A 26886-nucleotide genomic window follows, 5' to 3' on the forward strand; every position below is an offset into this window, starting at 1 on the left:
GCTTCGGCGGCGTTCGATGCGCGGAAGCATGGCACCCATGTCCAAAAATTGGTTTTAAAACTGTCCGGGTCGATGGTTATCTGGACAGTTTTTATTTCCAGTTGTAGAGTCCTCTGACGGATTTCACGGGCCGGCGTCGCCGGCACGAGTCATGAGGAGCAACCGATGCTGCAGTTGAGCGACCGCGAGGGCGCGATGTTGCGCGGGGATTTCGGCGACGGCGTCGCGCGCGCGATGCGGATCGTCGCACGCACGGCGGAAGTGATGTCCGCGCCGCACCTGATCGACATCACGTCCGCGCATATCGACGGCTGTCTTTATCACGGCCAGACCAGTCTCGACTTCGTCGAGTATTTCGTCGATACGGGCGCGAAGGTCGCGGTGCCGACCACGCTTAACGTCGGGTCGCTCGACCTGATCCATCCCGAGCTGTATCACGGCGACCGCACGATCCAGCGCGATGCGCAGCGCCTGATGGACGCGCATCTGCAGCTCGGCTGCGAATCGAGTTTCACGTGCGCGCCGTATCAGTTGAAGAACCGTCCCGCGAAAGGCGAGCAGATCGCGTGGGCCGAATCCAATGCGATCGTGTTCGCGAACTCGGTGCTCGGCGCGCGCACGAGCCGGTACGGCGATTTTCTCGATCTGGCCGCCGCGATTACCGGCCGCGCGCCGTATGCGGGGCTGCATGTCGAAGCGAACCGCGCTGCGCGGATCGTGTTCAACGCGCCGGATTTCAGCGGCCTGCCGTCGCGCGACATCTATTTCGCCGCGCTTGGTTTGGCTGTCGGCAAAATCGCGGGCGCGATCGTGCCGGCGATCGTCGGGCTGCCGGCGGATACCACCGAAGACGAACTCAAGGCGCTCGGCGCGGCCGCCGCATCGAGCGGGGCCGTCGCGCTGTTCCATGCGGTCGGCGTGACGCCCGAGGCGCCGACGCTCGACGCGGCATTGCACGGCCGCGCGGCGCAGCGCACGGTCGACGTCGCGATGGCCGATCTCGACGAGATTCGCCGCACGCTGAACCACGGCGCGGCCGGCGACGCGCTCGTCGCGGTGGCGCTCGGCACGCCGCATTTCTCGCTGGCCGAGTTCCGCACGCTCGACACGCTGCTCGACGCATTCGACGGCAAGCCGGCCTGCGATTTCTACGTGAACACGAGCCGCTTCATTTTGTGGGAACTGGGCGAGGCCGGCCTCGCGGACAAGTTCGCCGCGCGCGGCATCCAGATCGTCGTCGATACCTGCACGTACATCACGCCGGTGATGAAGCAATTGTCGGGGCTGGTGATGACCAACTCGGGGAAATGGGCGTCGTATGCGCCCGCGAACATCGGCGTGACGGTCGCGTACGGCAGCATGCGCGAATGCGTGCGGTCGGCGTACGAAGGAAAGGTGCGATTCGATGACTGAAGCGACGGGCAAAGGTCTGACGGGCGACACGCTTGTGCCGGGCAGCGCGTGCGCGAGCGCGTTCGTGCTCGACAAGCCGCTCAGCTTCTGGGGCGGCTACGATTCCGGCGCGGGCAGGATCGTCGATCGCGGGCATCCACAGGCCGGCGCGAGTCTCGCCGGCAAGGTGATGGTGATGCCGCACGCGAAGGGCTCGAGTTCGAGCAGCAGCGTGCTCGCGGAAGCCGTGCGCAACGGCACGGGGCCCGTCGCGATCGTGCTGAAGGAGCGCGACCTGATCATCTCGATCGGCGCGATCGTCGCCGCCGAGCTGTATGCGATCGCGGTGCCGGTGGTGTGCGTGACCGATGACGTGTATGACGCGATCGTCGCCGCAACCGGCGAGGTGCGGATCGATGCGGGCGACGGGGATGGCGGCGCGCGGATCTATCTGGGCGGCGATGCGCGTTCGGGCGGATCCGGTTTGACTTGAACGCGCGGCGAGCGCTGACGGCGAGTCAGGCGGCGACCGCAGCGGTGTGGTCCGAGGCGTGCAGCCTCGTTCGCCCGCGCAGTGGCCGCGCGTGGCCCGGTCAGATGAAGCGCACGTGCCGGGTTTCTTCCGGCGTGAGCGAGAGCGCTTGCGTTGCCGCCTTCATTTCGCGTTTGCCGCCCGGTTGCGCCAGTCTTCTGATTTCGGGCCACACGATCACGCCGAACAGCACGCGCAGGATCGCACTCAGCACGCACAAACCGATCGTACTCGCGCTGATCAGCGCAAATACGTCGAACATCGATTCCGTGCTGAGCGTCACCGCGGATACGATCCCGCTGACCACGGCGGCGGCGACCACGCAAATGAGCATGACGACGAGGTCGGTTCGGGCGCCGGCGACTTTGGCGGGGCGCAGCAGATACGCCGAGCCGTCGGTCATGTTGCGGATGCCGTAGACGATCTGGCGATCCTCGCCGTCGGCATAGGCGACATTCAATCGATCGCCGTCGGCGAGGAACAGGCGCGTCGTCCGGTTGGTCCTGAACACGAGGGGAGACGCGAGCGAATCGAGTTGAAGCGTGATTTCCTCGATGCTTTGCGTGGTCGCACCCAGGTTGTTGCTCCAGACCTTCGTCTCGATCGATTGCTGGCCGATCGCCGTCACGCGGCCGGATGTGGTCTGCATCGCGTGGTTCGTCATGGGCTGCTCCGTTCCACGTCGAAACCGGACGGTTCGCATCGCCAGCTATCCTGGGCTTCGCGTCGCTGCGGCTGGGAGATCAGGTCGGACAGGCCGCCGATGGCGAGCAGGCTGCCCACCAGACTGACGATGGCCACGACGGTGGCCAGTGCCGAGACGAACGCCCAACCCGAATGAAGTGCCGCGGCAGCGATACCCAGGCTCAGCACGAGCAGGCACGACGCCCATGCAAGCAGCGACAGGTTTCGCTGCTTTTGCGCGAGCACGTCGTACGGCGCGATGGCAAGGTTGCCGCTCCTGATCCAGGCGATCCGGCGACGGCCGCGATGCTCGAATGTGCAGGCGCGCACCGACATGCCGGGCCTCAGTTTCCCGATCTGCTTGAACGCTTCCGCGTCGACGTCGTTGGCCGTGACGAAGTAGCAGACGTTCTGCATCGTCAAACGGTAGGGCGGGGCCTTCCTGACATCGGCCTTGAATCGGATGAGGTTGGTATCGACGCGGTCGATCGTGGCCTCGATCAGGGTGGTGCGATTGGGCATGGGTCGGAGAGGGCGCCGGTTCGCTCGGCATCGTTTTGATGTGGCGCCCATCATACGCCAACGCGTTCGGCCGTCCGTCCGGTATTGCCGGGCGACGGGTTGCCCTTTGCGTGACGCTGAAATGCTCGGGCACGCACGAACCGTGCCGCCGATATCCCGACGTTATTCGAGTGCCGGTGCGCCGGTCGCCGCCGATAGCATCGAATCGGCCGCTGCTTCCCGATACGCGCTCGGTGTCTGCCCGGCCCAGCGCCGGAACGCGCGCGTGAAATTCGCCGGATCGGTGAATTGCAGCCGCTCGGCGATCGTCTTCAGGTCGAGATCCGATGCGGCGAGCAACTGCTTCGCGTCGCGAAACCGCGCTTCGTCGAGCAATTGCCGATAGCTCGAACCTGCTTCCTCCAGCCGGCGCCGCAATGTGCGCGTCGACACAAGCAGCGCGTCGGCGAGCGATTCCGGGCCGGGATAGACGCCGGTTGCTCTCGCCAGCTCCGCGCGCACGCGCTCGACCAGATCGCCTTCCTCCTGCCGCACCTGCGCGTACTCGCGCTCGACCTGCACGAGCGCTTGCCGGTGCGCGACTTCGTCGGCGAGCGGCAGCGGCCAGTCGAGCACGTCCCGTGCGATCCACAGCGCGTTCGCCGCACAGCCGAATTCGACCGGCGGCAACTGGTCGCGATAGCGCGCGAAATACGCGGGCTCCGGCCACATGAATTGCAGCGCGATCGGCGGTGACGCGCGCCCGGACCATTGCGAGATGTTCTGCGCGAGCCCGGTCAGCACGAATTCGAACATCACGTGATGCTGCAGCACCGGGCTGGCCTGCACGCCGTGCAGTTCGAGCGTCGCGCCGCGTTCGTCTTCCGCATAGGTCAGCCGATATTGGCGGTTGCGCATCCGGAAGTAGCGTTGCGTGACGGACAGTGCTTCGCGGATGTCCCGTGCGGTCAGCGTCGCATAGCCGAGAAAGCCGTGCACGGTCGGCTTCAGCAGCAGCCCGAACGCGAGCCCGATGCCCGGATCGCCGCCGATCTCGATCGCATTGAGCACGAGCCGCCCCCATTGCGACGGCGCGACGCGCGCGTCGGGTTCGGCCAGCACCGCGTCGCGCAGGCCCGTACCGGCACGTACGGCGGCCAGGTCGACGCCGCGCGCGGCCAGCGCCTGCAGCAGCAGGCGCGTATAGGCCACCGGAATCGTCGGCCGGCGCAGCCCGAGGCGGTCCTTGGCGAGTGGGGAGGTCATGTCGATTTGGCCGGAAATGACAAGCATTATGGCTGTTTGCCCCCTCACGTTCAAGGCGGCGCGCGCCTACGATGGCAGGCATCGCTTACCGGCAGGATCATCATGACGACCACCTTTCCCCATCTGCTCGCGCCGCTCGATCTCGGCTTCACGACGCTGAAGAACCGCGTGCTGATGGGCTCGATGCACACGGGCCTCGAGGACAGCCGCAAGACGCTGCCGCGGCTCGCCGAGTATTTCGCCGAACGCGCGCGCGGCGGCGTCGGCCTGATCGTGACGGGCGGCTTCGCGCCGAACGTGGCCGGCTGGACCAAGCCGTTCGGCGGCACGCTGATGACGTCGGCCGCCGCGCGGCGGCATCGCGAGATCACCGGCGCCGTGCATGCGGAGGACGGCAAGATCGCGCTGCAGATCCTGCATACGGGCCGCTACGGTTATCACCCGTTCGCGGTCGCGCCGTCGAAGATCAAATCGCCGATTTCGCCGTTCGTGCCGCACGAACTGAGCGCGGGCGGCGTCGAGCGGCAGATTCGCGCGTTCGTCCGCTGCGCGAAGCTCGCGCGCGAAGCCGGCTACGACGGCGTCGAGATCATGGGCTCCGAGGGCTACCTGATCAACCAGTTCATCTCGATGCATACGAACAAGCGCACCGACCAGTGGGGCGGTTCGTACGAGAACCGCATCCGCTTGCCGATCGAGATCATCGAGCGCACGCGCGAAGCGGTCGGCCGCGATTTCATCCTGATCTACCGGCTGTCGATGCTCGACCTGATTCCCGACGGCAGCGACTGGAACGAAACCGTGCAGCTCGCGAAGGCTGTCGAGCGCGCGGGCGCGACGATCATCAACACGGGGATCGGCTGGCACGAGGCGCGCGTGCCGACCATCGCGACGTCGGTGCCGCGCGGCGCGTTCGCATGGGTGACGAAGAAAATGAAGGGCGAGGTCGGCATTCCGCTCGTGACAACCAACCGGATCAACCGGCCGGAAGTGGCCGAGCAGATTCTCGCGGATGGCTGCGCGGACATGGTGTCGATGGCGCGCCCGCTGCTCGCGGATGCCGAGTTCGTCGTCAAGGCCGCGCAGGGCCGCGCCGACGAGATCAACACCTGCATCGGCTGCAACCAGGCGTGCCTCGATCACGCGTTCAAGAACAAGATCGCGTCGTGCCTGCTGAATCCGCGCGCGTGCCACGAGACGGAATTGAAATACACGCGTGCGCAGCAGCCGAAGCGCATCGCGGTGGTCGGCGCGGGGCCGGCCGGGCTCGCCTGCTCTACCGTGCTCGCGCAGCGCGGCCATCAGGTCGACCTGTTCGACGGCGCAGCCGAGATCGGCGGCCAGTTCAACATGGCGAAGCGGGTTCCGGGCAAGGAAGAGTTTCATGAAGCGTTGCGCTACTTCGGCCGCCAGGTCGAGTTGACCGGCGTGAACCTGCACCTGAACCGCCGCGTCGACGCGAGCGACCTGATCGCGGGCGGCTACGACGAGATCGTGCTCGCAACGGGCGTCGCGCCGCGCGACCCGAAGATTCCGGGGCAGGACGGGCCGAACGTGCTCAGCTATATCGACGTGCTCGCGGGCAAGCAGCCGGTCGGCCGGCGTGTCGCGGTGGTCGGCGCGGGCGGGATCGGTTTCGACGTCGCCGAGTATCTGGTGCAGGACGGCGAGTCGCCGGCGCTCGATCTGGAAGAGTGGAAGGCCGAGTGGGGCGTGACCGACCCGGCCGCGACGCGCGGTGGCGTGACGCGTGCGCAGGTCGCGGCGCCCGCGCGTGAAGTGACGCTGCTGCAGCGCAAGGCCGCGCCGCTCGGCAAGGGGCTCGGCAAGACGACCGGCTGGATTCACCGTGCGACGCTGAAGATGAAGCAGGTGAAGATGATCGGCGGCGTGAACTACGAGCTGATCGATGCGCGCGGGCTGCATGTGTCGTACGGCGAGCAGCGCACCGATCACGAGCTGATCGAAGCCGACACGATCGTGCTCTGCACGGGGCAGGAGCCGCAGCGCGCATTGCTCGCGCCGCTGCAGGCGGCCGGGCGCTCGGTGCACCTGATCGGCGGCGCGGAACTGGCCGCCGAACTCGATGCGAAGCGCGCGATCGATCAGGGCGCGCGGCTCGCGGCGCGGCTGTAACGGGCGGTCGGTTCGATGGTCATTACGACGGTCGTCGCGTGGCGGTGGTCTGCCTGCGCGACGGCCCGTGATTGTCCATCCGATGCGCTGATTTGCGGGCGCAGGATGGCAGCGAAGAAGACGTACCGCGTCGCCACGCAACGTGGCGGCGCGCTCCCGGCAGACCGCGATCGGCCGGCGCGGCTCAGGCCGCTTCGGCGCGTTCTTCCTCTTCCGCTTCGAGCATCGCCTTGACGATCAGGTAGACGGCCGGCAGATCGTCGTCGTCGCGACGCCAGTCGACCGGTTCCTCGACGTCCGCGGCGACCAGCCGGCTGTCGCGCAGCCGGATGAATGCGTCGACGACGGTCGGATCGTTGCGGTTCAGGAAGCCGGCATTCGAGAAGGCCAGCTCCTCGACGTTCAGCAGCGCCTGCCAGCTCATCGTGCGAACGGCGGCAGGGTGGGTGCGGCGTCGCAGGCCGAGCGCCCGCTGCGCGGGGCCGCCGACGACACGCTGCAGATCGACGACCGCCCGCTGCGCGGCGCGCTCGAAGTGGACGGGGTTGAAGCCAGGTTGCTCGGGATCGAATGCGGATGACTGGAACATGGTCGCCTCACAAAAGTCCGTCCGTCTGTGGATGACGGAATTCGGGTCAAATGGTGCAAAAGCACTGTAAATATATACAGTGTTCAAGGCGGTTTCAAGTCCCGGATGAAGAATCTTGCCGGCGCGGACACGAGTGGACGTCGGGAAGCCGATGGAAGCCGGTACGCGAGCGCTGCCGGCGCGTTGTCGCGCCGATTCCGTGGGCCGCATTCGGCTTACACCGATTCCGCGATGGTCTCCCGCAGCCACCGATGCGCGGGATCGCGATGCACGCGCTCGTGCCACAGCATCGACATTTCATAGCCGGGCACCTCGACCGGCGCTTCCACGACGCGCAGTGCGGGCACGTCGCGCACCAGCCGCTCGGGCAGCATTGCGACGAGATCGGTGCTGGCGACGGCCGACATCACGAACAGGAAATGCGGCACGGACAGCACGACGCGTCGCGTGGCGCCAACTTTCGCGAGCGCTTCGTCCGTCACGCCGAAGAAGCCGCCGCCATCGGGCGACACGATCACGTGTTCGAGTGTGCCGAACTGCGCGAGCGTCGGGCGCCGCTTCAGCTTCGGATGCCCGGCGCGGCCGATGAGCACGTATCGCTCGACGAACAGCGGCAGGCGCCGCATGCCTGGCGGCGAGCCCTCGGTCGTATGAAAGGCCAGGTCGATGCCGTTTCGCTCGGCGTCCTGCTCGATGCGCGGCGGCACGAGCTCGACGACGGCGAGCCGCGTACCGGGCGCGGCCGCCCGCAGCGTGTTCAGCGCGGGCAGCACGATCGTCGATTCCCCGTAGTCGGTCGCGGCCACGCGCCATGTGTTCGTCGCGGTCGCGGGATCGAATGGCGTGGCCGGAACCACCGCGCGTTCGACGGCTTCGAGCGCATCCCGCAGCGGCTCGCGCAGCGCTTCCGCGCGCGCGGTCGGCCGCATTCCGCGCGGCCCCGGCAGCAGCAGGGGATCGCCGAACAGGTCGCGCAGTTTCTGCAACTGCACGCTCACCGACGGTTGCGACATGTTCAGCTTTTCGGCCGCGCGCGTGACGTTGTGCTCGGCGAGCAGCACGTCCAGCGTGACCAGCAGGTTCAGATCGAGTCGCCTGAGATTATTCATGGCTATACCTGGAATATCAGGAATTCATTTCAAATATACCTTCGGCGGGGGCATCCTGCAGTTATCCAATCAACGGAGTGACGAACATGAATGTGCTGATCGTTTATGCCCATCCCGAACCGCGTTCGCTGAACGGCGCGCTGCGCGACTTTGCCGTCGAGCATCTCGAAGCGGCCGGCCACACCGTGCAGGTGACCGACCTGTATGCGATGAACTGGAAGGCGGCGTTTGATGCGAGCGACGTGATCGATCGAGCGCCCGATGCGCGCTTCGATCCTGCGCTCGACTCGAAGCGTGCATTCGAGACGGGCACGCAACGCGACGATATCGCGTGCGAACAGGACAAGCTGAAGTGGGCCGATGCCGTGATCCTGCAGTTTCCGCTGTGGTGGTTCTCGATGCCGGCGATCATGAAGGGCTGGGTCGAGCGCGTGTATGCGTACGGTTTCGCATACGGCGTCGGCGAGCATTCCGACAAGCACTGGGGCGACCGTTACGGCGAGGGCTCGCTGGCAGGCAAGCGTGCGATGGTGATCGTGACGACCGGCGGCTGGGAGTCGCACTACAGCCCGCGCGGCATCAACGGGCCGATCGACGACGTGCTGTTCCCGATTCATCACGGGATTCTGTATTACCCGGGTTTCGATGTGCTGCCGCCGTTCGTGATTTACCGGACGGGAAAGATGAACGACGCGCGCTTCGAGGAAACGCGCGCGGCACTCGGCAGGCGTCTCGACGATCTGTGGACCGCGCAGCCGATTCCGTTCCGGCGGCAGAATGCAGGCGATTACGAGATTCCGGCGTTGACGCTGAAGGAGGAGGTTGCGCCGGGGAAGGCGGGGTTCGCGGCGCATCTCGTGCATGGGCGCTGATTGCGCACGATCATGACCGATCGATACGTCGTTCGACGCGCAGGCGGCCCGGCGGCTCGAAGTAGGTGCCGAATCGCACGAGCCCGGCATTCTTCAGGTGGCACGTCATCTCGAAGCTGACCAGGATGCCGGGATCGCGGTTGTCGACGATCCCGACGTCGATCGAGCGAATGCGCGGCTCGTATTTCAGCAGCGTTGCTTCCATCTGCTGCTTGAGCAAGTGCGCGGATGCGGGCAGTGCCTTGTAGATGTTCGTGAGATCGGGTAGCCCGTAGTCGGGCAGATGCTTGAGCGCACCGGCCCGTGTATTGAGAATGCGGCGTACGTTTTGCTGCACGCTCAGGCATTCGAGCGTCCGGTCGTCATAAGCGCCGATCGGTTCGCCACCGATCTGGCCGAGCAGCATGTCGTAGAGCGAGGGGCCGGCGGTCATCGGTCGTTCCATCGCGTAGTGCCGGGATCGCCGGCTGTCGGCGCGTCGACGAAGTCGATCGTCAACGATCCTTCGGCGGTGGCCGACAACAGGATTTGCCCTGGCGTAATGCCCGATGCCATCCGTCCAAGCAGTTCGCGGGATACGACCGGAAGCACGCGCTGGTTCAGGAATGCGTCGACGCCGCGTGCGCCGGATTCGCGCGACACGCAGTGCTGCGCGATCGATGCGATCAGATCGTCCGCACACGTCAGTGTCACCGCGTGTTGCCGATGAAGGCGTTCGGCGATCTTGTCCAGCTTGATCCGGACGATCGACGCGAGCGCCGCCGCACCGAGCGGTCGATAGACGAGTGTCTGAAAGCGTGCGAGCAGCGCAGGCTGGAAGTGAGCGACCAACTGAGGATGAACGGCTTCGCGCAGCGCCTCGTGCGTGATTGCCGGATCCTCGGCCGTTGCATCGTCGATTTGCGCGCTGCCGAGATTGGACGTCATCACGATCACGCAATGTCGGAAATCGATCTCGCGCCCTTCGCCGTCGCGCATCGTGCCGCGGTCGAACACCTGATAGAAAATGTCGAGCACGTCGCGATGCGCTTTCTCCACTTCGTCCAGCAGCACGACGCTGTACGGACGCTGACGCACGGCTTCGGTCAGGACGCCGCCGCGTCCGTAACCGACGTAGCCGGGCGGCGAGCCCTTGAGCTGCGATACCGTATGCGCTTCCTGGTACTCGGACAGGTTGATCGTCGTCAGCGCGGCTTCGCCGCCGAACAGCAGGTCGGCGAGTGCCAGCGCGGTTTCGGTCTTGCCGACGCCGGACGGCCCGGTGAGCAGGAACACGCCGAGCGGTGCGTGCTCGTTCTTCAGGCCGGCCTTGGCGGTACGCAGGCTCTCCGCCAGCGCACCGATCGCATCGTCCTGCGCAACCACGCGCGCAGCGAGCGTCGCTTCGAGCGTGAGCAGGCTCCGGAGTTCGTCGTCGACGAGATTGCCGACCGGCACACCGGTCCATTCAGCGACAACGCGCGCGATGGATTGCGCATCAACGTCGGCGTCGATCATCGGCGACTTGCCCTGAACGGTGGACAGCGCATCGATGGCATCGGAAATGGCTGCCGGATCAGGCGCGGGGCCGGCCGCGCCGCGAAGGGTGCGCAAGACGTCGACGAGTTCGCGTTCTCGCGTGTACCGGCCGAGCAGCGTGTCTGCGGTGTCGCGCACTGCGTTGTGTTCCGTGTCGATCGTGGCGCGCCGCTCGGTGAGGTCGCCTATTCCAGCACGGGAATCCGCATCGAGCGCGGCGCGTTCCAGTTCGAGTGCCGTCAGTGTCGCGCGTGCCTGTTGCAGCTCCACCGGCGGCACGTCGAGCGCCATGCGCACGCGCGCGGCAGCCGTGTCGATCAGATCGACGGCCTTGTCCGGCAACTGCCGGGCCGGAATGTAGCGGCGTGATAGCCGAACGGCCGCGACGATCGCCTCGTCGCGAATGTGGACGTCGTGATGCTTTGCATAGCGGCTTGCGAGCCCGCGCAGCATCAGGCAGGCCGTATCGTCGTCCGGCTCGTCGACCTTGATGATCTGGAAGCGCCGTTCGAGCGCGGCATCGCGTTCGAAATATTCCTTGTACTCGGCCCACGTGGTTGCCGCGATCGTGCGTAACTCGCCGCGCGCGAGCGCCGGCTTGAGCAGGTTGGCCGCGTCGGCGCCGCCCGCCGCGTTGCCCGCGCCGATCAGCGTATGCGCTTCGTCGATGAACAGCAGAATGGGTGTCGCCGATGTCCGCACCTCGTCGATCACGTTCTTCAGCCGTTGCTCGAATTCGCCCTTCACGCCTGCGCCGGCCTGCAGCAAGCCGAGGTCGAGCGTCAGGATGCGCGTGTCGCGGATCGTTTCCGGAACGCTGCCTTCGATCACGCGCAACGCGAGCCCTTCGACCAGCGCGGTCTTGCCGACACCCGGCTCGCCGACCAGGATCGGGTTGTTCTTGCGACGGCGCGCCAGCACGTCGATCATCTGCCGGATCTCCCGGTCGCGGCCGAAGACGGGGTCGATCTCGCCACGGCGGGCCTTCTCGGTCAGGTCGAGCGCAAAGCGCGCGAGTGCATTGTCGTCGGTGGCGCGAGACGGTGCCGGGAGCGCATGACGATCGATGGAAGCTTCCGTCGCGACATTGCCGGACGGATCGGCGGTTGGCGACGTTATCGGCTGCAACGCCATTTCATCGGACGCGTTCTCGGATGAGCGTCGACCGATCCGGGGCAGCACGCGCCGGATCTGCGCGCTCGAAACCGACAACAGCGGCCACGCACGTTGCGTGCGCAAGACGTGCGGCGCGTCGACGATCGCCTGCAGCAGATGGCCTGAGCGAATGGTGCCGTTGGAATCGTCCGACACCGCATGCGTCCACGCATCCTCGATCACCGTGGCGAGCTGCCGTGATAGCGCCGGCATGCCGCGCAACGTACGCGGCATGCGGTCGATCACGTCGATCAACGCATCCCACACCGCATCGATATCGAGATCGTAGTGGCGCAGGATCGCCGGAATGTCGCCGTCGTCCGCTTCGATCAGTTTCAGCACCCAGTGCTCGACCGCGATTTCGTCCGCGAGCCGGGTCTGGCACAGGCTCGCGGCGGCTTCGAGCGCGCGCGTGCAATGGGGATTGAGACGGCGAATGAGATGGGAGGCGTCCCGGAGAGGCGGCGTCATGTCGATAGCGGATCAGGAAGGGAGAGGGCGTGATCGTCGATGCCCATGCGAACCTGCGGAACCAGTTGCGAGCGGGCGGGCAGCCGATGCGTCGGAATCCGGCGCGAGCACGCATCGGATTCCGCCAGTCGGTCAGTGCATCAGGAACGTTCGTTCCACGTGTCCTTGTGGATAATGTTGCCGTCCTTGTACGACCACGTGATCGTCTCGTAGCGCAGTTCGACGTCTTCGAGATGGTTGTGCTTCTCGTAGTCGGGGTTCTTGATGTCGAGCATCTTCGGCTTCACGGCGACGATCTTCACGTTGTCGAGCTTCGTATTGAAGTACTCCTTCTCCTTGCCCGCGTCGTCGATCTTGTACCACTTGATCTCGACCGACTTCAGCGTCTGCCCGCTCGTTACGGCCTTGTACAGGTACGGCGTCGACGCGTCCGTCTCCTTCGTCAGCGTGATCGGCTTGTGCACGCGCGTGCCGGTGAGCTTGCCCGTGTTGCCGTCGGTCGGGATGTGCACGCCGTGATCGAACGCGACCAGTTCGACGCTGCCTTCGCGATCCTGGACGGTCACCGAACCCTTGATGTCCGCACCGCCGTCGTCCTTGAGCCACATGTAGGCCGGAATTGCCATATTTCCACTCCTTCTTATTCGTACTGCGAATTGCCGGAACCGGATTCCGGCGCTGACAAACCCGGGGCGGATGCCCCGGGAACCAAAACGCGTGTTACATCGCGGTGCGGATCGAAGTGGCCGGCGCCGGAATATCTGGCACCAGCGTGATTTCGACCCGGCGATTCCTTGCCCGGCCTTCCGGCGTGGCGTTGTCCGCGACCGGCCGTGTATCGCCGTAGCCCTGGATCGCGAATTGCGTCGTCGGCAAGCCCGATGCATCGACGAGCCAGTCGCGCACGGCGGTCGCGCGGTCGATCGACAGCTTCAGGTTGCGGTCGGGGCGGCCCTGGTCGTCCGTATAGCCGGCGACAAGTACGCGTTTGCCGCGATGCGCCTTGATCAGTTCGAGCGCATCGACCATCGCGCGCGTGGTGCCCGGCTTCAGCTGTGCTTTGCCGCTGTCGAACAGCGACATGCTGTCCAGCGTGACGACGGCGGGCGGCGGCGCGGGCGGTTCGTAGGAGGCGATCGCGTCGTCGAGCATCGGCAGCAGTCGAGCGCCGCGATACGTGCCGAACGAAAGGCGGAGCGGAACGCCGACGCGGGCATAGCGGTCGAGCTGGTCGCGGTCCGACGAGAGGGATTTGAGCGCGTCACGCTTCGCGGCGTCTTGCGTAGCGGGGAGGCGGCGGTAGCGCTCGACGTGTTCGCCGATTCGGGTCATCAGCGTTTCGTTGTTTTTCGCGGCGCCGCAGATGGCGGCGGTGGCCGCGCAAGCAACGACCGCGACGACATGCGCGACTGCGGTGACGCGCGGAGAGCGCCGCGACCGGCGCGGCATCGCGTCGATCAGCGGCTGCGGCAGCGGCCACGGCGCAGGTGACGCAGGCAGCGCGGCCGGTGCGATACCGATGCGCGCCCGGACTTCGCGTTCCCATGGCTTGCCGGGGCCCGTCGCGGGGCCATGGTCGAGCCAGCCGGCGCCGAACAACGGCCAGGGAGACGCAGGCTGGCGTCGGTCCGTCAGCGTGTCGAACACGGTACGGCGAGTCCATCCGATCAATGATCCGATCCCGGCGGCGCGTGCCGCGACTGCGTGGCTTGCGTCGGCATGGAGGGCATCGGATTCGGCTGCGTCGATCGCGGAGTCGAAACGGTGCGTGTCCGCGATCGGTGAGCCTGCCGATACGCCATACCACTGGGCCGCCGGCTCCGCTGAAACGGCTGTATCGGAGAGTCGCTGATAGATCGCGACGTAGCCCGGCAGCGGCGCGCCAAGCATGCGCGACGTGTCTGCAACTGCCTGCCGGATGACGCGTAGCGTTTGCGACAGGAGATCGTCGTTCGCATGAAGTCCCGGCGCGACCGACAACACGACGCAATCGGGGGCATGACCGTCCCGCCACTGGCGGACGGCGACGGCAAGGCGGGGAAGATCCTTGGGGCGATCGGCCCGCAACCAGATTGCGCCGTCGCCGACGTGGACGAAACGCGACCGCGTTGCGTCGCGATCGAACAAGGCGGGCAGGCCGTCCCCGGTGACGAGGGCGAGCGGCATCCTGGTGCGCAGCGAGACGGGCAGGTCGGCGGTCGCCGCGCCGAGTTGCGCGATCACGTGCACGTTTTGTTCGCGGGCATGTGTCAATCTGCGCGAATGCAACCAGACGATCAGCATCGAAAGCGCGCCGACGATCGCAATCAATCCCCACATGACGCCGCGGTCGACGGGCAAAACCCATCCGATGACGGCAAGCGCCAGTGCGGCCGAGATCATCACGACCGTGCGCAGCGGGTAGCCGAGCCCCGACAGGGCCGCGCGCGCGGCATCGGCGTCGGCACGGGTTGCCACCGACGGGAGAGCGGTATCGGAAGTCACGGCCGCTTCGCTTTCTGGACGAGTTGTGCCAGTTCCGCATCGAGGATGCGATCCCACGCGAACCACACGAACATCGCGACCACGCATGCCGTTCCCGCAATCGCCCACGGAGACAGGCGTCTGAGCCGGTCGATCAGCCGCGTGTGCGAGCGGTCGGTGACGAACCCCGGCCGTGAGGTCGGTCGCAACTGATCGATCCGAGCGACCAGCGCAGCGATCAATGCCTGCCGCTTCGCTTCGCCTTCGTTGGCATTCGCCTGTGGGCCCGAACGGGCAGCGTAACGGCCGCGGAACCCCAGGCCGAGCACGGCTGCATAGCATTCGAGCAGATCGACGTTCGGTGCAGGTTCGCGCATCCGGTGCTCGAGGCGCTCGTAGATGCGCGTTCCCGCGTCGTGAGTGCCGAATCGGTCGACCTGCAGCGGTCGGGACTCCCAGTTCCCCTTGTCCGATGCGGGAAGGTGCCGCAATGCCGCTTCATCGATCAGCCCGCACTGGGCGAGGACGGCGTCGTCCCGGATATCGGCGGCGATCCCTTGAGCATCGAGTGCCGTCGCGAACTGCGCGATGAGCCGGACGCACTGTTGACGCAGATTTTCCTGGCTGTCGACCTGCCCACCGTTCGACAGATGGGTGACGAGCAGCGCCGTATCGCGCAGTTGTGCCCGCATCGAAGGCCGGGGCGAGCGGTCGGGCGATGGCTCCCGCGCCAGTAGCGCGGAATCTTGACGCGTGGAGACGATGGCATTCATCAGCGCAGCACCGCATAGAGTTCGATCGACGCGTCCGGAATCGACGCGGGCAGGTAGATCTGGCAAGCGCGTGCGGCGAGCATCCGCGCATGCGCGGCGTCATGCGCATCGAGCGCGAAGTAGTGGTTGTCCAGCCGGACCGGAATGGCGCCGGGCACGCGCTGCACGGCCTTGAGCGGAATGCCGGCCACCGCGGAATTGACGATGTGCTCGACGTCGTCCGGCGCACCGATCTTGCACAGGCGCGGAAACTGCTCGACGAGCTCGAATGCCGGCAGCGCGGCGTTGACGGACAGGTACCAGTCCGCCGCACCTACGACGATCCGCTCGTCACGGAACTGGCCGGCCCAGGTTGTCGGCGTCGTATGCGAAAGCCCGATCGACACGACGCGCGACGGGATGATTGCGTCCAGCAGATCGCGGATCAGAGATTCGAGCGTCGCGAAGACTTCATGTGCGCCGGCATGATCGTAGGGCGGGATGTCGGTCAGCGACACGCGCGTCGAGAACGTGGTCAACGACCCTGCCAACTGAGCGAGTACCTGGTACAGGCGATCCGTGGGCTGCCCCGGATGCGACGCGAGGAAGCGCAGTTGCGGCCACGCTTGATGAATGCAGTGCAGGAGCCAGTAGAGCTGGACATCGGCGACGCCGTATTCGGCTACCTGCTCGATCCGTTCACTGCGGCGCGCGCCGAGGAGCGCGCTTTTGGCGGCGAGGATATCCGCAAGCCGCCGGATGCGCTCGATATGCAGTGGATGACCCGACAGCGACAGGCAGGGCGGCACATATCCGCGATCGATCTGGAACTGGCCGCTCGTCGTGCGCGTCAGGCGGGCGATCGCGCATGCCGTATCGTCGGCGTGCGATTCGTAGCCGTACAGCAACCGGACCGCGTGGCGCTCGGCGGCGATTTCGGTTTCCGCCGTTCCGTTCAGGTCCGTCACCTTGACGAATTCGCGGTACGCACGACGCGGGCGGGCCAGCGCCGTTTCGTCGAAACGGCAGTTGCTGCCGTTCGCATCGGGCAGCGCGAGTGCGGCGAGCACATCGACGGTCTGGGTCTCGGCAGGAATTTCACCGACGAGGTCGCGAGCGGGCGGCAGTGCGTCGGCGACGGTCGTGTCGACCGGCGTGCCATCCGGGAAGCGTAGCCGCAGCCGCGTGAGCTTCAGGCGGCCGGAGGCCAGTGCTTCTTCGTCGACGTCGACGTTCAGCGTTCCCCAAGGCGATACGGCGATGGCCGACGCCAGCTGTTGCAGCGCGAACCCGTTCCAGCGGTCCTGCTGCTGGAAATGCTGCTGCGTAAGAATCAGCCCTTCATGCCAGAGCGGCTTTTCGATCCGCATGGTTTGGTCTATATCGATTAGGAATTATGAGGCGCCGATTCTAACCATCGTTTTCAGATTTCGTATACCCCGGAATTGGGTGAATCGTTGACGAATGTGTCATTTATATCGAGATAAGAAAGAGGTTGATTTTGAGATTTAGTGACTTGGTGGATTTCCTAGTGGATGGATTTGTGGTGCGTTGATTTATTGGGATTTGTCCGATCTTGCTGATCGGTTTTTATTCATAAAAATCAGTTGCTTGGGTGGTGTGGTGCGTTATTTGGGATTGGTTTTGTATATGGGTTGGTCTCGATCCGATAAGTTGGGGTGGGGTTTTGTGTATTCGTACTAGTATTGTTTGTGAAATTTAATTTGTGGTTGGTGATCGGTTTTCAATTTTGATGGTTTACTTCGTGTGAGGGTGCGTGATATTTTTTGCCGCCTGAATCGGATGTCGTGCCGCGAATATCCGATTCGGTCGTCCGTCAATACGTGTTGCGGGGTTGAGCAAAGGTGACGTGAACGACAGAGCACCAGCGGTTGCCGGTGCACATCGCGGAGTCTTCAAGCTTCCCGAGATAAGGAGAACGAATTGGATAGCTTTCAGCGAGAGATCCCGAAGAGCCGGGTGTCGATCACTCTTGATCTGCATACGGGCGGGGCGCAAAAGAAGGTCGAACTGCCGCTGAAGCTGCTGGTGGCGAGCGACTTCAGCGCCGGCCGCGAGCAGGCGCCGCTGGCCGAGCGGAAGAAAGTGAACATCGACAAGAACAACTTCGATGCCGTGCTGGCCGACTACGCACCGGATCTCAGGATCGCTGCGATCAACACGCTGGCCGGCGACGGCTCGGAATTGCCCGTCAACCTGTCGTTCCGGTCGATCAAGGATTTCGAGCCCGAGCAGGTGGCGCGCCAGATTCCGGAGCTTCAGGCGCTCCTCGCGATGCGCAATCTGTTGCGCGACCTGAAATCGAACCTGCTCGACAACGGCACGTTCCGTCGCGAGTTCGAGAAGGTGCTGAAGGACGACCGACTGTCCGCGAAGCTCCGTGGAGAACTCGCGCAGATCGCGACCGCCGCGACGCAGCCGGAAGGGCATGCGTGAGCGACGCCGGGCAAAGCGCGCGTTCAGCGCATTCCGCAACATCGTAGCGATTCGATCGCAGACAGGACCCGAAATGAAATCCACTGAAACGCAGCAGGCCGGCGCGACCGAGACCGTCGTGCTGGATGCCCCGCACGGGGATATCGACAGCGTCTATGCATCGCTGTGCAGCAAGATCAACCTGAAGCCCGTCAACGAAGCGCGCCCGCTCGAGGCGTTCCGCGACAACGACATGCTGTCCGAGGCGTCGGCCGACGAGCGCATCGCACGCGGGATGGGCGCGTTCCTCGAGCTCGTCGCGAAGGCGAGCCAGCCGGTCGATCGTCTGGACAAGTCGCTGCTCGACTTTCATATCGGCCAGATCGACCGGCAGATCGGTCGCCAGCTCGACGCGGTGATGCATGCACCGGAATTCCAGGCGCTCGAAGCGCGCTGGCGTGGCCTGAAGATGCTCGTGAGCCGTACCGATTTCCGCAAGAACGCGCGAATCGAGGTGCTGGACGTGTCGAAGGATGCGCTGCAGCGCGATTTCGAGGACACGCCCGAACTGATCCAGAGCGGCCTGTATCGCCTGACGTACATCGAGGAATACGACACGCCGGGCGGCCAGCCGATCAGCGCGATGATCAGCGACTTCGAGTTTGCGAATTCGCCGATGGATGTTGCGCTGCTGCGGAACATCTCGAAGGTGGCCGCTGCCGCGCACATGCCGTTCATCGGCTCGGTCGGGCCGGCGTTCTTCGGCAAGCAGTCGATGGAGGAAGTGGCGGCGATCCAGGACATCGGCAACTACTTCGATCGCGCCGAATACATCAAGTGGAAGAGCTTCCGCGATACCGACGACGCCCGCTACGTCGGTCTGACGATGCCTCGCGTGCTCGGCCGTCTGCCGTACGGCAAGGATACGGCGCCGGTGCGGGCGTTCAACTACGAGGAAGCCGTCAAGGGCCCCGATCACAACAAGTACCTGTGGGTGAACGCGTCGTTCGCGTTCGCGGCGAACATGGTGCGCAGCTTTGTCAGCAATGGCTGGTGCGTGCAGATTCGCGGGCCGCAGGCGGGCGGCAAGGTCGAGGATCTGCCGGTTCACCTGTACGACCTCGGCACCGGCTATCAGCCGAAGATTCCGACCGAGGTGCTGATTCCGGAAACGCGCGAATTCGAGTTTGCGAATCTCGGCTTCATCCCGTTGTCGTTCTACAAGAACCACGACTTCGCATGTTTCTTCTCCGCGAGCTCGACGCAGAAGCCTGCGCTGTACGAGACCAAGGAAGCCACGGCGAACAGTCGCATCAACGCGCGGTTGCCGTACATCTTCCTGCTGTCGCGTATCGCGCACTACCTGAAGCTGATCCAGCGCGAAAACATCGGCACGACCAAGGATCGTCGGTTGCTGGAACTCGAACTGAACGGCTGGATCAAGGGGCTCGTGACCGAGATGAAGGATCCCGGCGACGAGCTGCAGGCATCGCACCCGCTGCGCGACGCGAAGGTGACGGTCGAGGACATCGACGACAACCCGGGTTTCTTCCGGATCAAGCTGTTCATCGTGCCGCACTTCCAGGTCGAAGGGATGGATATCGGGCTGTCGCTCGTGTCGCAGATGCCGAAGGCCAAGAACTGATCTGACGTTTGTGTGCGAGCCGCCGGGGTATCGATGGTTGCCCCGGCGGCGCAGCGCGTGTTGCGCGACCGGGAGAATCCATGTCGATGATTTTGCCTACGCAGGCTTATGAATTGAAGCTGGCGCCGCATCCGGCGCCGTTCTCGATCCTGACGTTCACCGGGCTGGACCGCGTGAGCCAGCTTTATCGATACGAGATCGAATTCACAAGCCCGGCGGCGGGGATTCCGATGGATCAGGTGCTGGGCCGGCCGGCGAAGTTCAGTGCCGATCCGATCGATCCGAACATGGATTACCTGCGGAAGATGTTCGGGGAGAACGCGGCGCAGTTCAGTGCGAAGCCTGCGGCGTATACGGTTCATGGCGTGATCACGCAGTTCGACGAGTTGGAGACGTCGGCGGATGAAACGCGCTATCGGGTCGTGCTTGAGCCGACGCTGGCCGATCTCGACCGTGGTGTGACCAGCCGTTTGTTTCAGAAGCAGTCGGTCGAGGAGATCGTGACCGATACGCTGCGGCATTACGGGTATCGCGCAGGTGTCGATTTCCAGTTTCAGTTGCGCGGGCAGTACAAGCGTCGCGAGTACGTGACGCAGTATCACGAGACGACGTTCGCGTTTATCCGGCGCATTTGCGCGGAAGAGGGAATCTGGTTTCGCTGGGAGCAGAAGAAGGATCGCGCCGTGGTCGTGTTCGGCGACGATCTGGATGCGTATGCGCGCAAGCAGCGCACGGTGCCGTATCGACGTGACTCGGGGCTGGAGAGCGTCGGCGCCGATGCGATCAAGACACTCGGGCGCGAGATGAAGCGTGTGCTGGAAGCGGTGCGGTTGCATGACTACAACCATCGGCAGGCCGAGGTGTCGTTGCTGGTTGAGGAAAACACGGCGCGCGACGACAAGACGACGAACGCCGTCGATTATCGCTGGGGCGAGCATTACGAGACGCCCGAAGAAGGTAAGCGGGTGGCCCGGTTGCGGCACGAAGCCCATCTGGCCGAGCAGATCACGTTCAAGGGGACGGGCAATCCGTTCTGGCTCGAAGCCGGTGAGGTGATGCGGGTCGAGCCGAATCAGGTCGATGCGAAGCACGGGATTTTCGTGACGTCGGTCGAGTCGTGTGGCGGGCGGAACGAGGCGTACTGGGTGGCGTTCGAGGGGATTCCGTCGGATCGGGTGTGGCGTACGTCGGTAGCTTCGGTTTCGCGGCCGGTGGTTGACGGGATTCTGCCGGCTCGGATTACGTCACCGGGGAATTACAAGTATGCGTATCTGACCGAGCAGGGCTGGTACGTGATCAAGCTGCCGTTCGATCTCGACGAATGGAGCCCGGGTGGGACGAGCCGGCCGGTGCGGTTTGCGAAGCCTTATAGCGGTGACAACTACGGGCATCACTTTCCACTGATCGATGGGGCGGAGGTGGCCATTGTCCATACGGACGGCGATCCGAATCGGCCGGTGATCATCGGTGCGATGCACGACAGCGTGCATCCGGATCTGGTCAACAACCTGAACCATACGCGGAATCTTATTCGTACGGCTGCGCGGAATGAGTTGCGGATGGAGGATAAGGAGGGTGTCGAGCATATTCACCTGACTACTCCGTTTCAGACCAGTGAGCTGAATCTGGGGCACATGGTTGATGATGCCCGCAACGAACGAGGTCAGGGGGCCGAGCTACGTACCGACGGACATCTTGCGGCACGCGGCCCGAAGGGCATGCTGCTGAGTACTGAAGCGCAGGTTGGCGCCGCGGGTCGCCAGCTCGACATGAAAGACGCCCAGGAGCAGTTGCAGCGGGCGATCGATCGCATGGAGTCGCTTTCCGAGGCAGTGCGAGCCGCAGAGGCGACCGTCGCCGAACTGCAGCAACAGAAGTCGTTCTATGCGGAAGCGCTCGACGGCTTGAAACGCTCGGCAATTCTCGCGAGTGCGCCCTCAGGTATTGGGCTCACGTCCGGGGAGCATTTGCAGGTCAATGCGGACCGGAATCTGATTGCGACCGCCGGCGGGAATTTCGACATCGGAATCATGCGGAACTTCACCGTTGCGGCCGGAAGACAGGTGTCGCTCTTTGCGCAGGCACTGGGGGTGCGGGTCACCGCGGCCAAACAGGATGTTGTTGTCCAGGCCCGCACGGGGGCGATGGCGCTGTCGGCGTCGAAGAACATCAACTTCACCAGTACCGATGGTGAGATTCTTGCCGCCTCGCACGGCGCGCTTACGCTGACGAGCGGAGGCGCCTACCTCAAGATCGACGGCGGCAACATCGAACTCGGATGCCCGGGTGATATCACGCTCAAGTGCGGAAATTTCCACTGGACTGACCCTGCCTCGCTTTCGGTTCCACTGCCGAGCATGCCAATTGGGCCATGCAAGGAGTGTTTGCTCGATGCGCACCGCGGTGTCGAAGCAATGACGGAGGTCGCCTGATGACCGGAACCGAGCGTGTGATGTCAGCCGGCGACTCGGACGCGGCATGGGAGGTATGGCGCAATCGATTGTTGTCGCAGTTCGAAGCATTCGACGCAAGCGATGTTTCGGCGTACCTGTACGTACTCGCCGATGCACGCGCGAACCAGGATCTCGACAAGCTGCTGGTTCGGGTTCCAAGGCTGGAATGGCACTCGCTGTGGGACGGCACCGTCCTCGAGTCCTACACGGACATCGCGCCCTATCTGATTGCGATCGATCGTTTCGCATTTGATGATCCACGCGATCTGCAGAGCCGGCTCGTCCGGCGGTTCTGGAAAGAGTCGAGCGGGCAGCACATGCTGACTTGGATATGGTCTCCGTTCCCGACGCGGCTTCTGGTTGAGCACTTTCGAGCGTTCTGTCGTTACTCGACGCCGGACAGGCGCGCGTACTTCCTGCATTTCTACGACAACCGGATTCTTGCCCGGTTACGGGCAGTCTGGAGCGGAGAACAGGCCCAGGCGTTTCTCTCGCCGTGTGCCGAGATCTGGTATCGCGATCGCGAATCGAACGAGATCGTATGGCGGAACGATGCAGGTGTGACCGCTGGTGTCGTCGAGGGAGAGCGCGCAATGACCATCGAGCAGCACATGGCTTTGCTGCGACTCGGTAGCGCGGACAAGCTCGCGATGCAGTTGCGCACGATGTACGGGGCGATGCTCGACGATCTCACGGATTCGGCGCTTTACCGACGTGTTGCGGAACAGTTGGAGCGGGCGGGTCGATACGACATCAAGGATGCCGATGATCTCTTGAACTACGTTTCGAAGGGCATCGCCATTTCGCCGCGATTCGACGAGCATCCGGTGATCCATGAGCGATTGGTGCGCGCCATGAACGGCGGGCAGACGTATCGGGACGCGCTGAGTTGTATCGACGCCGTCGCTTTGTGCGAGGCGTCTGGCGTGGCACCGGACGTCGAGGGACCTGGAGGGTTCTCGCATGATTAAACGGGTCTTCATATCGCTTGCGGTGGTGCTGACGCTGGCTGGCTGCGACGCATTTTCATCGGAGCCGACCTACGGAGGTGTCAGCATCATGGGACTCAATTACACGCCGTTCAATCTGAGTGAATTCACTATTCGTGACAAGTATGGCAATAGGGCGAGCGGTGGGGGCGATCTGCCGCCAAGTGCGGGCGCTGGTAGGTTGAGCTGTTGCTACAAACTGAAGGGAACGGATTTTACGGTCGACTGGGAAGTGTATGACCAAGATGAGTTCATGAAGGATCCGTACGCACCAATCAAGACGATTCACAAGACAACCGAAGTCAAGTTCCCGCCAACCAAGGTCACAGGTGGAGCGGGGGAGGTGGTGCTCGCGGTGCATTTCTATCCGGACGATCACATCGAGTTCGAATTTCGTAACGACATGAGCGGGACGAGGATCGCCTATACGAAGGTGGATCACTGGTTTCAAACCAACTACGGGAAAGCGGCCAACCCGAATGATGACGACATGGCCGTTGCGTATAGACGTACTGCGCGGATTGCGTCACAGGGCTGGTTGAAGTATCGCCTGACTGACACGAAGGATCTGGAGCAGTACGTGTACTACACACAGTTAGTCAATCCAAGATTTGACGAGCATCCGGTCGTGCAACGGATCTTGACGGAGACGAAAGGCAAGCCTGGTGCGTTCGGTGCGGCGATGCAGAGCCTGCCGGATACCGTTATTCAGGATATCAGAGGAGGTCGGCTTGACTAGACGACATCTAGTGGTGAGTGGCGCTCGTCTGAGTCGACACGGTTTTGATTCGAGCACGTTTCGCTCGAGAGACGAGGATCATGCGTCGGATCGAGTTCTTGCGTTGGGATGTTTCATCAATGATTAAACGAATCTTCATCTTGTGGGCTGTGACCCTGACATTGGTCGGTTGCGACGCGGTTTCATCGGAGCCGACCTACGGCGGTATCAGCATCATGGGACTCAATTACACACCGTTCAATCTGAGCAGATTCACTATTCGTGACAAGTATGGCAACAGGGCGAGAGGCGGGGGCGATTTGCCGCCAAGCGCGGGCGCTGGCAGGCTGAGTTGTTGCTACAAACTGAAGGGAACGGATTTTACGGTCGACTGGGAGATATATGACCAGGACGAATTCATGAAAGATCCGTATGCGCCAATCAAGAAGATACACAAGACGACCGAGGTCAAGTTCCCGCCAACCAAGGTCACTGGTGGAGCGGGGGAGGTGGTGCTCGCGGTGCATTTCTATCCGGACGATCACATCGAGTTCGAATTGCGTAACGACATGAGCGGGACGAGGATTGACTATACGGAAGTGGATCACTGGCTTCAAACCAACTACGGGAAAGCAGCTAATCCGGATGACGATGACATGGCCGTGGCGTATAGACGTACTGCACGGATTGCGTCACAGGGGTGGTTGAAGTATCGCCTGACTGACACGAAGGATCTGGAGCAGTACGTGTACTACGCGCAACTAGTCAATCCAAGATTTGATGAGCATCCGGTCGTGCAACGGATCTTGAAGGAGACGAAAGGCAAGCCTGGTGCGTTCGGTGCAGCGATGCAGAGCCTGCCGGACGCAGTCGTCCGAGAAATCAAGAGTAATCGCTTTGAACGAGTCACGGTAAGAGGCCAGCATGACTGATAAAACTCTCCTGGATCCAGCGGAACGAACTCCGCCCGAAGTGCGTGCTGCAATCGGGGAGAATCAGAGGGCATATCCAAATGACGCGTGCATTCCCTGCGGAGCCGTTATACACGTCGGATTTTTTTTCGATGGATTCGGCCGCCATCGAGACTACGACGATGAGAATACTTCTCGATATTCAAATATTTGTCGACTCTGGGAAGCTCATCGCGATAACAAGGATCGACGTCGGAGGCAAGAGTCCAACCAATTTTGGTATCCACTCTACTATTCTGGAATCGGAACCGAGTTGAATAAGGAGGCTCGAAAGGGTCAGATTGTTTCTGCCGGATTTAAGCTTGGAAAACAAGGAGCCAAAGCAGCAGGCTCGATCGCAACTAGTGTCGGCAAGAACGTAACCGGTGTAAAACGACTTCCCGTCGACCCGGAAGACACTATCACGGAAGGACTCAAGAAGGGGTTCAAGGAATTTTCGTACCGTCCGATCGTGAAGTCTTTCAAGGACTTGGTCGACTCTGTCGAATCCGCGCCGCGCAATATCGGTCGAATGTTGCAACTGCAGCGCGACAATCGCTGGCTTCGACGCGGTCGTGCCGCCACTCGCGCGATTCTTTACGACGCGAAGAAGAATTTTCCGTCAATTGCCTGGAGTACCGCCAAGTCGGTGTTCTTTGGCGTCGGACTTGATTCGATTCCATGGTTTCGCGACAACCGTGCGATCGCCCGTGTATTTGGAACAGGCATCGAGGACCGATTGGCGGCCGCGATGAACCAGTTTGAAAAATCGATCGACGACGTCAAGCAGAAAATGCCGAAGATCCAGCGGATCCAGGTATCCATCTTCGGTGCTGATCGTGGCTGTGTTCTGGCTCGAGCACTCGCGAATGAGCTGACTCAAAGGTACCAGCGCCCGAGCGATACGAAGCTGGCCTTTGTCGATCCGAAAGATCCCAACCAGACGGCTATTCCGATCGAAATCAAGTTCCTCGGACTGCTGGATGCCGTGTCTTCGTTGATGGAGGAAAACAAGCTACTAGGGATCGTGCCGGTCCTTGGCTTGCTCAAACAGAACTACGGAGACCGCGATCTATCGGTGCCGGCGTCGGTGCAGCGATGCGTGCATTTTGCTGCGGCTCACGAGCTGCGTTTCTATCAGCGACTTGATAGCCTTGAGAACACGCGCGGGCTTCAATACCTCTATCCCGGAACGAGCGAAGACATCACGGGCGGCGCGCCTCCGGGGACGCATGGGGCACGCGCGGAACTGCAGCGTGTCGTTTTACGCGACATGCTTAACGAGGCGGTCTCACATGGAGTCGTGCTCGATACGATGGAGGACCTGTTTAAGTTCAAGGGTGAAACGTTTGCCAAGTTCACCCTCGCAAATCCCGTCTCCGACGGCAAAGCAACTTACAAAATCGGAGAACTGGTTGACGCGTACCGTCAGATGGTTCCCTACGTCGCGCGCCTGAATTTCCTTGAACACATGCAGGTGTTCCTGCGCTGGATGGCGGTTCGCTATCAATCGCCCGCGTTTCGCGCAACCATGACGAGTCGATTCGACGGGCTTGCGTCGCGGCACCGGGAGCTTTTGAAGGAGCGCAACGACGCAGAGGCCGCGTATGTCGCACTGCGCAACCAGCGACCACCGGCCGATAGCGTGACGCTCGGAAAAGCTTTGGCACGTTGGCAGAACTCGCTCATTCCGGAAATGCTTTCCAGTCGTGACGCAGGCATCGAGAAAGCGCGCCCTTCCGTGGGCGTTTGGGAGCGTATCCAAAGCGAATCCGAAGAGCTGATGCGACGCGAATCCCAGCAAACCGGGTTGCAGAAATCGGCAAATGTCATACGTGAAATGGCTCAACACGGTGCGTTGCCATGGGACGCCGACCCGGAGTTCAGCGCAACGGCGATCGAAGCCTGGATGATGACGCCAGAACAGGAAGCGCTGATCCAGGCATGGAAGATGGGCCTGAGCGGCAAGAACCCGCTGCCGCCGAAAGTCATGGCGCTATTCGATCTGCTGGTTCACGACACGATGTTGACGAGTTGGCATGACCACGTGCTGTCGTCGAATCTGTACTTCCAGACACGCGCTATCGACACGTTCGGAAATAGCGACTATGTCGACGAGGAAAAAAAACGCAAGCGCGTCGAAAAGCATGGAGAACGCGTCAAGCGGACCAGCGAGGCGATGGCACCTGCTGCCCGGTTGCCGGGACGCTTGTAACGCAAGATCAATCGCTCACTGTCGAACTGCGGTGGCGATT

General features: G+C 63.1%; 22 protein-coding genes. 11 read left to right on the forward strand and 11 right to left on the reverse strand.

Annotated features, from left to right (window positions below; all coding sequences use genetic code 11):
* Positions 1-165 precede the first annotated feature (165 nt).
* Positions 166-1413 carry an aconitase X gene (locus OEJ37_RS21660; RefSeq protein WP_263345497.1) on the forward strand — a complete coding sequence of 416 codons (1248 nt, stop codon included), beginning with the start codon at positions 166-168 and terminating at the stop codon, positions 1411-1413.
* Positions 1406-1885: an aconitase X swivel domain-containing protein gene (locus OEJ37_RS21665; RefSeq protein WP_263345500.1), complete on the forward strand. Its 480-nt coding sequence runs from the start codon at positions 1406-1408 to the stop codon at positions 1883-1885. Before OEJ37_RS21660 ends, OEJ37_RS21665 begins: the two co-directional genes overlap by 8 nt.
* Before the next feature lie 100 nt (positions 1886-1985).
* On the opposite strand, the gene OEJ37_RS21670 is transcribed toward OEJ37_RS21665, so the two are convergent.
* The 3 genes from OEJ37_RS21670 to OEJ37_RS21680 form a co-directional block, all read right to left on the reverse strand.
* Positions 1986-2588 carry a hypothetical protein gene (locus tag OEJ37_RS21670; RefSeq protein ID WP_263345502.1) on the reverse strand — a complete coding sequence of 201 codons (603 nt, stop codon included), beginning with the start codon at positions 2586-2588 and terminating at the stop codon, positions 1986-1988.
* Positions 2585-3130: a hypothetical protein gene (locus OEJ37_RS21675; RefSeq protein WP_263345504.1), complete on the reverse strand. Its 546-nt coding sequence runs from the start codon at positions 3128-3130 to the stop codon at positions 2585-2587. The genes OEJ37_RS21670 and OEJ37_RS21675 overlap by 4 nt, the downstream gene beginning before the upstream one ends.
* Before the next feature lie 162 nt (positions 3131-3292).
* Positions 3293-4402, reverse strand: coding sequence for an AraC family transcriptional regulator (locus OEJ37_RS21680; RefSeq protein WP_263345506.1), 1110 nt, complete (start codon positions 4400-4402; stop codon positions 3293-3295).
* Positions 4403-4477: 75 nt separating this feature from the next.
* Between OEJ37_RS21680 and OEJ37_RS21685 the strand changes: the two genes are divergently transcribed.
* Positions 4478-6511, forward strand: a complete 2034-nt coding sequence (locus tag OEJ37_RS21685) for an NADPH-dependent 2,4-dienoyl-CoA reductase (RefSeq protein WP_263345508.1) — start codon at positions 4478-4480, stop codon at positions 6509-6511.
* 184 nt (positions 6512-6695) lie between these two features.
* Here the strand turns inward: OEJ37_RS21685 and OEJ37_RS21690 are convergent, their stop codons facing one another.
* The gene (locus OEJ37_RS21690; protein ID WP_124446315.1) at positions 6696-7100 is read right to left on the reverse strand and encodes a DUF2471 family protein; all 405 of its coding nucleotides are present in this window, start codon (positions 7098-7100) and stop codon (positions 6696-6698) included.
* Between the two features lie 215 nt (positions 7101-7315).
* Positions 7316-8209: a LysR family transcriptional regulator gene (locus tag OEJ37_RS21695; RefSeq protein WP_174420114.1), complete on the reverse strand. Its 894-nt coding sequence runs from the start codon at positions 8207-8209 to the stop codon at positions 7316-7318.
* Between the two features lie 86 nt (positions 8210-8295).
* On the opposite strand from OEJ37_RS21695, the gene OEJ37_RS21700 reads away from it, so the two are divergent.
* A complete protein-coding gene (locus OEJ37_RS21700; protein ID WP_175917603.1) occupies positions 8296-9081 on the forward strand; it encodes an NAD(P)H-dependent oxidoreductase in 786 nt (261 codons plus the stop codon).
* Between the two features lie 10 nt (positions 9082-9091).
* Here OEJ37_RS21700 and tssE read toward each other — a convergent pair whose 3' ends face one another.
* The 6 genes from tssE to tssK form a co-directional block, all read right to left on the reverse strand.
* Complete coding sequence (gene tssE / locus OEJ37_RS21705) at positions 9092-9514, reverse strand: type VI secretion system baseplate subunit TssE (RefSeq protein ID WP_047903624.1); 423 nt, start codon at positions 9512-9514, stop codon at positions 9092-9094.
* Positions 9511-12225 (reverse strand): type VI secretion system ATPase TssH, encoded by a 2715-nt coding sequence (gene tssH, locus OEJ37_RS21710; protein ID WP_263345513.1) that lies wholly within the window; start codon positions 12223-12225, stop codon positions 9511-9513. Before tssH ends, tssE begins: the two co-directional genes overlap by 4 nt.
* 140 nt (positions 12226-12365) lie before the next feature.
* Positions 12366-12851, reverse strand: a complete 486-nt coding sequence (locus OEJ37_RS21715; RefSeq protein ID WP_006479553.1) for an Hcp family type VI secretion system effector — start codon at positions 12849-12851, stop codon at positions 12366-12368.
* Between the two features lie 94 nt (positions 12852-12945).
* The gene (locus OEJ37_RS21720; protein ID WP_411859276.1) at positions 12946-14796 is read right to left on the reverse strand and encodes an OmpA family protein; all 1851 of its coding nucleotides are present in this window, start codon (positions 14794-14796) and stop codon (positions 12946-12948) included.
* Complete coding sequence (locus tag OEJ37_RS21725) at positions 14706-15461, reverse strand: DotU family type IV/VI secretion system protein (RefSeq protein ID WP_263345536.1); 756 nt, start codon at positions 15459-15461, stop codon at positions 14706-14708. Before OEJ37_RS21725 ends, OEJ37_RS21720 begins: the two co-directional genes overlap by 91 nt.
* Positions 15461-16810 (reverse strand): type VI secretion system baseplate subunit TssK, encoded by a 1350-nt coding sequence (gene tssK / locus OEJ37_RS21730; protein ID WP_263345538.1) that lies wholly within the window; start codon positions 16808-16810, stop codon positions 15461-15463. Before tssK ends, OEJ37_RS21725 begins: the two co-directional genes overlap by 1 nt.
* A 574-nt stretch (positions 16811-17384) precedes the next feature.
* On the opposite strand from tssK, the gene tssB reads away from it, so the two are divergent.
* The 7 genes from tssB (at position 17385) to OEJ37_RS21765 (ending at position 26846) form a co-directional block, all read left to right on the forward strand.
* Positions 17385-17897, forward strand: coding sequence for a type VI secretion system contractile sheath small subunit (tssB, locus tag OEJ37_RS21735; RefSeq protein WP_263345539.1), 513 nt, complete (start codon positions 17385-17387; stop codon positions 17895-17897).
* Between the two features lie 73 nt (positions 17898-17970).
* Positions 17971-19521, forward strand: coding sequence for a type VI secretion system contractile sheath large subunit (gene tssC, locus OEJ37_RS21740; protein ID WP_174420108.1), 1551 nt, complete (start codon positions 17971-17973; stop codon positions 19519-19521).
* Between the two features lie 80 nt (positions 19522-19601).
* Complete coding sequence (locus tag OEJ37_RS21745) at positions 19602-21953, forward strand: type VI secretion system Vgr family protein (RefSeq protein WP_263345541.1); 2352 nt, start codon at positions 19602-19604, stop codon at positions 21951-21953.
* Complete coding sequence (locus OEJ37_RS21750; RefSeq protein ID WP_263345543.1) at positions 21953-22945, forward strand: DUF4123 domain-containing protein; 993 nt, start codon at positions 21953-21955, stop codon at positions 22943-22945. The genes OEJ37_RS21745 and OEJ37_RS21750 overlap by 1 nt, the downstream gene beginning before the upstream one ends.
* A complete protein-coding gene (locus tag OEJ37_RS21755) occupies positions 22938-23702 on the forward strand; it encodes a DUF3304 domain-containing protein (RefSeq protein ID WP_263345545.1) in 765 nt (254 codons plus the stop codon). Before OEJ37_RS21750 ends, OEJ37_RS21755 begins: the two co-directional genes overlap by 8 nt.
* Before the next feature lie 119 nt (positions 23703-23821).
* Complete coding sequence (locus OEJ37_RS21760; protein ID WP_263345594.1) at positions 23822-24613, forward strand: DUF3304 domain-containing protein; 792 nt, start codon at positions 23822-23824, stop codon at positions 24611-24613.
* Between the two features lie 292 nt (positions 24614-24905).
* Complete coding sequence (locus OEJ37_RS21765; RefSeq protein WP_263345546.1) at positions 24906-26846, forward strand: DUF2235 domain-containing protein; 1941 nt, start codon at positions 24906-24908, stop codon at positions 26844-26846.
* The last annotated feature ends 40 nt before the right edge of the window (positions 26847-26886 follow it).

This window comes from Burkholderia sp. BKH01 (assembly GCF_025685725.1).
Taxonomy (GTDB): Bacteria; Pseudomonadota; Gammaproteobacteria; order Burkholderiales; family Burkholderiaceae; genus Burkholderia; species Burkholderia pyrrocinia_C.